Origin of the sequence: Streptomyces sp. NPDC001093 (assembly GCF_040298985.1) — a bacterium.
Taxonomy (GTDB): Bacteria; Actinomycetota; Actinomycetes; order Streptomycetales; family Streptomycetaceae; genus Streptomyces.
Genome location: NZ_JBEPBF010000065.1, coordinates 47,331 through 54,184, shown reverse-complemented (window position 1 = coordinate 54,184; position 6,854 = coordinate 47,331). Strand labels below are relative to the sequence as shown.

The following is a 6,854-nucleotide window of genomic DNA, read 5'->3' as shown; positions in this document are numbered from 1 at the left end:
CGGGCGGCACGTCCGTGGCCGTGTCGGCGAGGCCGGCGGACGGCTCGGCGGCGGGCTGCCCGGCGTCGAACCAGCTGTCGGCGGCGAGCGGTGCGGGCGTGACACCGGCGTGGGCGCGGGGCGGGGCTATGTCCGGGGCGTAGGCACCGCACCCGGGACAGACCAGGGCGCCGTTGAGATGCCGACGGCACGAGGAGCAGTAGTCCATCTGTGGTCTTCCTGAGTCCTGGGAGAGCGGGCGACCGTCACGGTAACGAGCCTTTCGAAAGGCTGTGTGCAGCACATGTGTCACTCCTGCGCAGATTCGCGGGGTTCTTTTCCCGTGTCCCGGCCGGGACCGACCCGGACCGTCGGCATAGTGGCGGGCGGCTTCCGCACCGGACCGGCAGGAGGAGACGCATGCTCGGCACAGAGTTCCGCACCGGATCGCCCATCTGGATCGACCTCGGCAGCCCGGACACACAGGCGGCCGTCGCCTTCTACGGCGCCGTCTTCGGCTGGGAGTTCGCCTCCGCGGGCCCGCAGGGCGGCGGCTACGGCTTCTTCCAGAAGAACGGCGGTATGGTGGCCGGCCTCGGCCCGCTGACGGAGCAGGGGGCGAGATCCGCCTGGATGACGTACTTCCGCACCGACGACGCCCGGGCCACCGCCCGGGCCGTGACCGACTCCGGCGGCACGGTGCGCGCCGAGCCGGCCGGCATGGGCGAGACCACCTTCGCCCAGTTCACCGATCCGCAGGGCGCGCAGTTCGCGGTGCTGCAGAACGGGCAGGGTCTGCAGCGGGCGTCGGAGGAAGGTGCGCTGGTGTGGGTCGAACTGCACGTCCGTGACCCGCGGGCGGCCATCGGCTTCTACCACGGGCTGTTCGGCTGGCGGTCGCAGGAGATGCAGGCGCCGGGCATGACGTACCAGGTGCTCAGCATCGGCGAGGGCGACCAGGACGAGGGCTCCTTCGGCGGTGTGGCACCGCTGCGGGACGACCGGGAGGACGCCCGCTGGGTGCCGTACTTCGCCGTGGCCGACGCGGACGCGATCGTCACGGCGGTGGGCGACAGCGGCGGCTCGGTGCTGATGCCGGCGGCGAACGTCCCCGGCGTCGGCCGCATCGCCTGGCTGGCCGACCCGGCCCAGGCGGTCTTCGCGGTCCTCAGGCCGGACCCGCGCCGGCCCTGAGGTCACTGGGGGGATGCTGCTGCTCTCCTTGGCTCGTCCGCCCATGGCGAAGTTGACGTGACCCGTCCCGCGGGCGTCTTGCGGGACACCGGCGGGACGGGCGTCTCGGGGTGCGGCCCTGACCCGGAGCGGGCGCCACGGGAGTGCCCGGACGATGGCGTGCATACGGCGGCCGGGCACGGGAACTTCTCGTGTGGCAACGGCAGTTGGCGCGGTCCCATGATGCGCTTCGCCGAACCGTGCCGCCTGGACGGCATCGCCCCGAAGGCGCTCACCCGGACCCTGCGCGTCCCGGAACGCGAGGGCCTGCTGAACTCACAGGTCGTCGCGGTGGACCTGGCGTCGGACCACCTGCCAGTCGCCGTCCACCCGGGTGAGGACGTCCTCGCACAGCGTGCTGCAGTAGATCACCGGCTTCTCGCCGCGCCGGGTCTCCAGCACCATGACGTACGACCGGGTGTGGACCCGGTCGCCGTCCGGGCCCGTCGCATGGTCGGCCGCCAGCATCGTCATGACATGACGGCGGACGATCCCTGCCTCGGCCTGCGCGGCGAAGGCCCGTTCGCAGTGCGCGGCGATCGCGGCCCGGCCGGTGAGGGGTTCGGGGAACGCGTTGGTGGCGAAGACGCCGTCCTCCGTGAAGCTGCCCGCCCACGCCGGCACGTCGAGGTCGTCCGTGGACTGCATCTGACGGGCGTAGAAGTGCTGGAGATCCTGGTAGACCTCCGTGCTGACCGGTACGGGTGCCACTGCGGTCGCCTGGACCATGAGGGAGCCTCCTCGAGGCGTGATCGGTGACTGGTGAGGTGCACCGGCAGGCTGGGTGCGCCGGCTCAAGGTCCGCTCCAGGCCGGGTCAAAGGCGCCGTGTGCCCGTCTTGACCCGGTCTACAGCGGCCCTTGAGCCCGTCTCACCAAGGTCGGCGCTCGTGCGGCACCGCCTGCGCGGGCCGCCGTCACACGACTGCCGGAGACGAGGACGAGATGACCCGAACCGAGACGGCGCCGCTGACCGCCGAGACATCGCCACAGGCCCCCGCCCGCCCCCTGCGCTGGGCGGAGGGGCCGGTCGACGCGCTGCTCGCCCGGGCGGCACACGCCCACCCGGCACGGGTGGCGGTCCGCAGTGGTGATGCGGAGATCTCCTACGCCGCGCTGGACGCGGCCGCGACGGACTGGGCCCGGACGCTGCACCAGGTGTTCGACGAGCCGCCGGGTACGGTGGCCGTCGCCCAGGCGCTCGATCCGCGGTTCCCCGCCGTGTACTACGGGATCCTGCGGGCGGGCGGTACGGCCGCCGTGGTCAATCCGCTGCTGCCCGCGCCCGTCCTGGCGCACGTACTGAGGCTGTCGAAGGCCCGTCTGGCGGTCGTGCCGCCCGAGGTGCGGGAGCGGCTGCTGCCGCTGCTGGACACGCTTCCGGACCTGCGGCGGGTGCTGGTCCTCGGGGAGGACCTGCCGGACGGCTCCGGTGACGGGGACTGGCACCCGGCGGCCCCGGCCGAGGAGGAGGGGGCCGTGATCCTGTTCACCAGCGGTTCCACGGGGGTGCCCAAGGCCGTCCGGCTCAGCCACCGCAACGTCAAGGTGAACGCGGCCCAGATGGCGGCGGCGCACCGCGTCGACTCCTCTTCGACGGTCCTGCTCCACCTGCCGATCTACCACCCGATGCACATGAACACCGCGGTCTCCGTCGCGGCGACGCAGGTCCTGTGCGCGAGTGCGCGCCCGGCCGAGGCCATCGAGCTGGCCAACCGCACCGCCGCGACGCACTACTACACGTTCCCGGTACGCCTGCTGCAGCTCGCGGCCGACCCCGCGCTGCCCGGCCTGCGCCTGGACACGGTCACCCTGATGGCGTCCGGGGGCACCGCCGTTCCCCCGCGCGTCGTGCGCGCCCTGGCGGACACCTTCGGTCTCCCGCTGCTCCAGGGGTACGGCATGTGCGAGACCTCGTCGCTGGCGTCCTCGGACGACCCCGACGCACCCCGTGCCGGTTCTGTGGGGCTGCCCCTGGACGGCACCCGGATCCGGATCGTCGACCCCGAGTCCGCGAAGGTCCTGCCGGCGTACGGAATCGGGGAGATCCAGATCCACGGTCCGCATGTGATGCAGGGGTATCTGGGCCACTCCGGGCCCTCTGCGGTGGACGAGGACGGCTGGCTCGCCACGGGGGACATGGGGCATCTGGACGAGGACGGCTACCTCTTCCTGTTCGACCGGGTCAAGGACTGCTTCCGGTGCGGGGGCGAGCTGGTGTCGCCGACCGCGGTGGAGCGCAGGCTGGACGCCCACCCGGCGGTCCAGGGCTGTGCGGTCGTCGGGGTGCCCGATCCGGTGCTCGGTGCGTCCGCGGCGGCCTTCGTCGTGTTCGAGGACGGCGCAGGCGCGGACCCCGCCGCGGTTCTGGACGCGGTGAACGCCGACCTGACCGCCGGTCAGCGCATCCGCCGCCTGGAGGTCGTCTCCGAGATACCGCGGCTCGCCACCGGCAAGGTGGCCCGCGACGAACTCAGGGGCCGACTTGTCGGCGGCTGAGCAGCGGGGGCAGGCCGGACCCGCCTGGGAGATCCGCGAGAACTGCGTCAACTGCGACGTGGCCCGCCAACTGGCGCCGGAAACGGTCGTCGAGGCCGGCGCCCGCTCGGTACTGCTCCGTCAGCCGGCCGACGAGGCGGAGGAGCTGGCCCTGGCGCGGGCGGCGGTCGCCTGTCCGGTGCGGGCGATCCGGCGCGGCCCCGGTGAGCTCCCGGCGGCCCCCTTCCCGATGCGCCTGGACGGCGAGGTCCATCTGTGCGGGCACAACTCGGCCCGGACCTTCGGGGCCAACGCCTACCTGGTGCGCCGCCCGGAGGGCAATCTGCTGGTGGACACGCCACGCTGGACACCGGCCGTCGCCGCCTCGTACGAGGAGCTGGGCGGCATCGCGCACGTCCTGCTGACCCACCGCGACCACACCGCCCACGCACAGCGTTTCGCACGGCACTTCGGCGCCCGGGTGTGGATCCACGAGGGCGACCGGGACGCCGCGCCGTACGCCGACACGGTGCTGCGCGGCCGGGAGCCGGTCGACGTGCTCCCGGGGGTGACCGCGCGACCCGTACCCGGCCACACCCGGGGCAGCGTGGTGTACGTCGTGGACGAGCGGTACTGCTTCACCGGTGACACCCTCTACTGGTCGCGGACCGCGCAGGACCTCGAGGTGTTCGAGACGGTGGTCTGGTACTCGCGTGCGGAGCTGGCCGAGTCGCTGCTGCGGCTGGCCGAGCAGGCCCGCTTCAGCTGGGTGCTGCCCGGCCACGGCGACCGCTGTCACCGGCCGGCCGGGGAACTGCACGAACGGCTGCTGGGTCTGGTCGCGCGGATGCGGGGCCGGCCGCCGCAGCCGCTCGACATCGGTGCCGTCGAGTGGTGAGCGGCCCGGGGCCGGCCGGGCTCAGCCCTTCGTGCGCCACTGGGCGTCGAACCCGCGGATGACGTCGTCGAGCATGCTCTGCAGGCTCTGAAGTTCGTCCCGCCCCAGGCAGGAGAGCGCCTGCCGGATGTTGTGGACCTGCAGCGGCAGCGCCTTCTCCAGTGTGGCGCTGCCGTGCTGCGTGAGCGCAGCGTAGACGGCTCGCTTGTCCTCCTGGGGCGTCTCCCGGCGTACCAGCCCGGCGAGTTCCATGCGGTCGACGAGTTTGGTCACGCTCGCCTTGGAGACGACAAGGTCGCGGCTGAGCTGCAGCAGGCGCATCCGCCGGCCCTCCGCGTTGTTGAGCCGGGCCAGCACCTCGAACCAGGCGAGGGAGATGCCGTGTTCCTGGGTCAGTGAGCGGTCGAGCGCCTTGGAGACATGGCCGTAGGTGTGCGCCAGGGAGATCCATGCCCGGAACTCCGGCCCGGCGGTTCCGGTCGCGGCGGGGGCCTCATCGGGCGTGACACCCGCTTCAGTTGACATGTTAACTCTCTCCTGTCTACCCTGACGGTGTCGCAGTTTCCAGGCTAACTGTTTCACGCCCCACCGCATTTGTCACGCCCGGTGCGGCGCTCTCCGGAAGTGCGCAAGGTCGCGAGAACGGCCCTTCCAGACACCTCACATCAATCCGCAGTCCATTCGAAATCCAAAGGAGTCGGAGATGGACAGCACCACCTCTCCGGATGCGTCCGAGGCCACGACCGGTCATTTCGGCCGCACCATGACCGTGACCGCCGTCGCCACTTTCATGGTGTCCCTCGACCAACTCGTCGTCACGACCGCGCTGACGAAGATCCGGGAGCATCTGCACACCGGTCTCGAAGGCCTGGAGTGGACGGTCAACGCCTACACCCTCACCTTCGCCGTCTTCCTGCTCACGGCCTCCGCGCTGGCCGAGCGCTTCGGGCGCCGCCGGCTGTTCATCGCGGGCCTCACCCTGTTCACCGGGGCGTCGGCGATGGCCGCGCTCGCCCCGGGCATCGGCGTGCTCATCGCGGCCCGCGCGATCCAGGGCCTCGGCTCGGCCATCGTGCTGCCGCTGACCCTCACCCTGCTCTCCGCCGCGGTCCCGCCGAGCAAGCGAGGAGCGGCGCTCGGCGTGTGGGGCGGAGTGGGCGGCCTGGGCGTCGCCCTGGGCCCGGTGATCGGCGGCTTCATCACCGAGAGCGCGTCCTGGCAGTGGATCTTCTGGCTGAACGTGCCGATCGGCGCGGTGCTCCTCGCCCTCTCCTGGAGCTGGCTGACGGAGAGCTTCGGGCCGGCGGCCAAGCTCGACCTGGCGGGTACCGTGCTCGCCTGCCTCGGCCTGCTCGGCGTCGTGGTGTCGATCATCCGGGGTGACGCGGAGGGCTGGACCAGCGCGCAGACCCTGGGTTCGGGCATCGGCGGCCTGGTGGTGCTGGCGGCGTTCGTCGCCTGGGAGCTGCGCACACCGCACCCGATGCTGCCCATGCGGCTCTTCGCCGGGCGCGCCTTCACCACGGTGAACCTGCTGTCGCTGTTCATGTTCTTCGGAATGTTCGGCTCGATCTTCCTGATCACCCAGTACCTGCAGGCCGCGCTCGGCTACTCGCCGTTCGCCGCGGGGCTGCGCTTCCTGGCGTGGACCGGGGTGGTGCTCATCGCGGCCCCGCTGGGCGGCGGCCTGTCCGACCGGATCGGCGGCAAGCCGATCATCGTGGCCGGTCTGGCCCTGCAGAGCGTGGGCCTGCTCTGGCTGGCCCTGTCCATCACGACCGGCAGTTCGTTCCTGTCCCTCGTGCCCGCCTTCGTCTGCAACGGCTTCGGCATGGGTCTGTACTTCGGCCCGGCGGGCAACGTCGTCATGGGCGCGGTGCGCCGCGAGGAGGAGGGCATCGCCTCCGGTGCCAACAACGCGATCCGTGAACTCGGCGGAGTGTTCGGTGTGGCCGTGCTCGCCGCGGTGTTCGCCGGGCACGGCGGCTACGACAGCCCGGCGCACTACATCCACGGCATGCACGTGGCCCTGTGGGTCGGCTTCACCTTCGTCGCCCTCGGTGCCGTCACCGCCCTGCTGATGCCCCGGCCGGTGCGGGCGGTGACCGCGCAGGGCGAGCCGGTCGCCGTCCCCGAGGTGACGCGGTCCGCGGTCGCCGTCGGCGAGTAGCGCACCGCCTGCTGTGCCGGCCCGGGTCCGACGCCTTCCCCCGTCGTCGGGCCCGGGCCTTTTGCGACCGCATCCCAGACCGAGGAAGAAAAGGGTG

At 72.1% G+C, this 6,854-nt stretch carries 7 protein-coding genes; 4 read left to right on the top strand and 3 right to left on the bottom strand.

Features of this window, described 5'->3' with window-relative positions; translation table 11 throughout:
* Positions 1-208 (bottom strand): SCO2400 family protein (locus tag ABT288_RS28280; protein ID WP_502972845.1); only part of this gene is annotated, 208 nt, incomplete at its 3' end.
* A gap of 191 nt (positions 209-399) precedes the next feature.
* On the opposite strand from ABT288_RS28280, the gene ABT288_RS28275 reads away from it, so the two are divergent.
* The gene (locus ABT288_RS28275; RefSeq protein WP_351613330.1) at positions 400-1,173 is read left to right on the top strand and encodes a VOC family protein; all 774 of its coding nucleotides are present in this window, start codon (positions 400-402) and stop codon (positions 1,171-1,173) included.
* 315 nt (positions 1,174-1,488) lie between these two features.
* Here the strand turns inward: ABT288_RS28275 and ABT288_RS28270 are convergent, their stop codons facing one another.
* Positions 1,489-1,941, bottom strand: a complete 453-nt coding sequence (locus ABT288_RS28270; RefSeq protein WP_351613327.1) for a nuclear transport factor 2 family protein — start codon at positions 1,939-1,941, stop codon at positions 1,489-1,491.
* A 215-nt stretch (positions 1,942-2,156) separates the two neighbouring features.
* On the opposite strand from ABT288_RS28270, the gene ABT288_RS28265 reads away from it, so the two are divergent.
* Together ABT288_RS28265 and ABT288_RS28260 are read left to right on the top strand one after the other, a co-directional pair.
* Positions 2,157-3,710 carry a class I adenylate-forming enzyme family protein gene (locus tag ABT288_RS28265; protein WP_351613325.1) on the top strand — a complete coding sequence of 518 codons (1,554 nt, stop codon included), beginning with the start codon at positions 2,157-2,159 and terminating at the stop codon, positions 3,708-3,710.
* A complete protein-coding gene (locus ABT288_RS28260) occupies positions 3,697-4,587 on the top strand; it encodes an MBL fold metallo-hydrolase (protein ID WP_351613322.1) in 891 nt (296 codons plus the stop codon). The genes ABT288_RS28265 and ABT288_RS28260 overlap by 14 nt, the downstream gene beginning before the upstream one ends.
* Positions 4,588-4,608: 21 nt before the next feature.
* Here the strand turns inward: ABT288_RS28260 and ABT288_RS28255 are convergent, their stop codons facing one another.
* Positions 4,609-5,112: a MarR family winged helix-turn-helix transcriptional regulator gene (locus ABT288_RS28255; RefSeq protein WP_351613319.1), complete on the bottom strand. Its 504-nt coding sequence runs from the start codon at positions 5,110-5,112 to the stop codon at positions 4,609-4,611.
* 178 nt (positions 5,113-5,290) lie between these two features.
* On the opposite strand from ABT288_RS28255, the gene ABT288_RS28250 reads away from it, so the two are divergent.
* Complete coding sequence (locus ABT288_RS28250) at positions 5,291-6,757, top strand: MFS transporter (protein ID WP_351613316.1); 1,467 nt, start codon at positions 5,291-5,293, stop codon at positions 6,755-6,757.
* Positions 6,758-6,854: the final 97 nt, after the last annotated feature.

Coding starts and splice junctions, on each gene's coding strand:
- ABT288_RS28275 (WP_351613330.1), top strand. CDS start 400: ATGCTCGGCACAGAGTTCCGCACCGGATCGCCCATCTGGATCGACCTC.
- ABT288_RS28270 (WP_351613327.1), bottom strand. CDS start 1,941: ATGGTCCAGGCGACCGCAGTGGCACCCGTACCGGTCAGCACGGAGGTC.
- ABT288_RS28265 (WP_351613325.1), top strand. CDS start 2,157: ATGACCCGAACCGAGACGGCGCCGCTGACCGCCGAGACATCGCCACAG.
- ABT288_RS28255 (WP_351613319.1), bottom strand. CDS start 5,112: ATGTCAACTGAAGCGGGTGTCACGCCCGATGAGGCCCCCGCCGCGACC.
- ABT288_RS28250 (WP_351613316.1), top strand. CDS start 5,291: ATGGACAGCACCACCTCTCCGGATGCGTCCGAGGCCACGACCGGTCAT.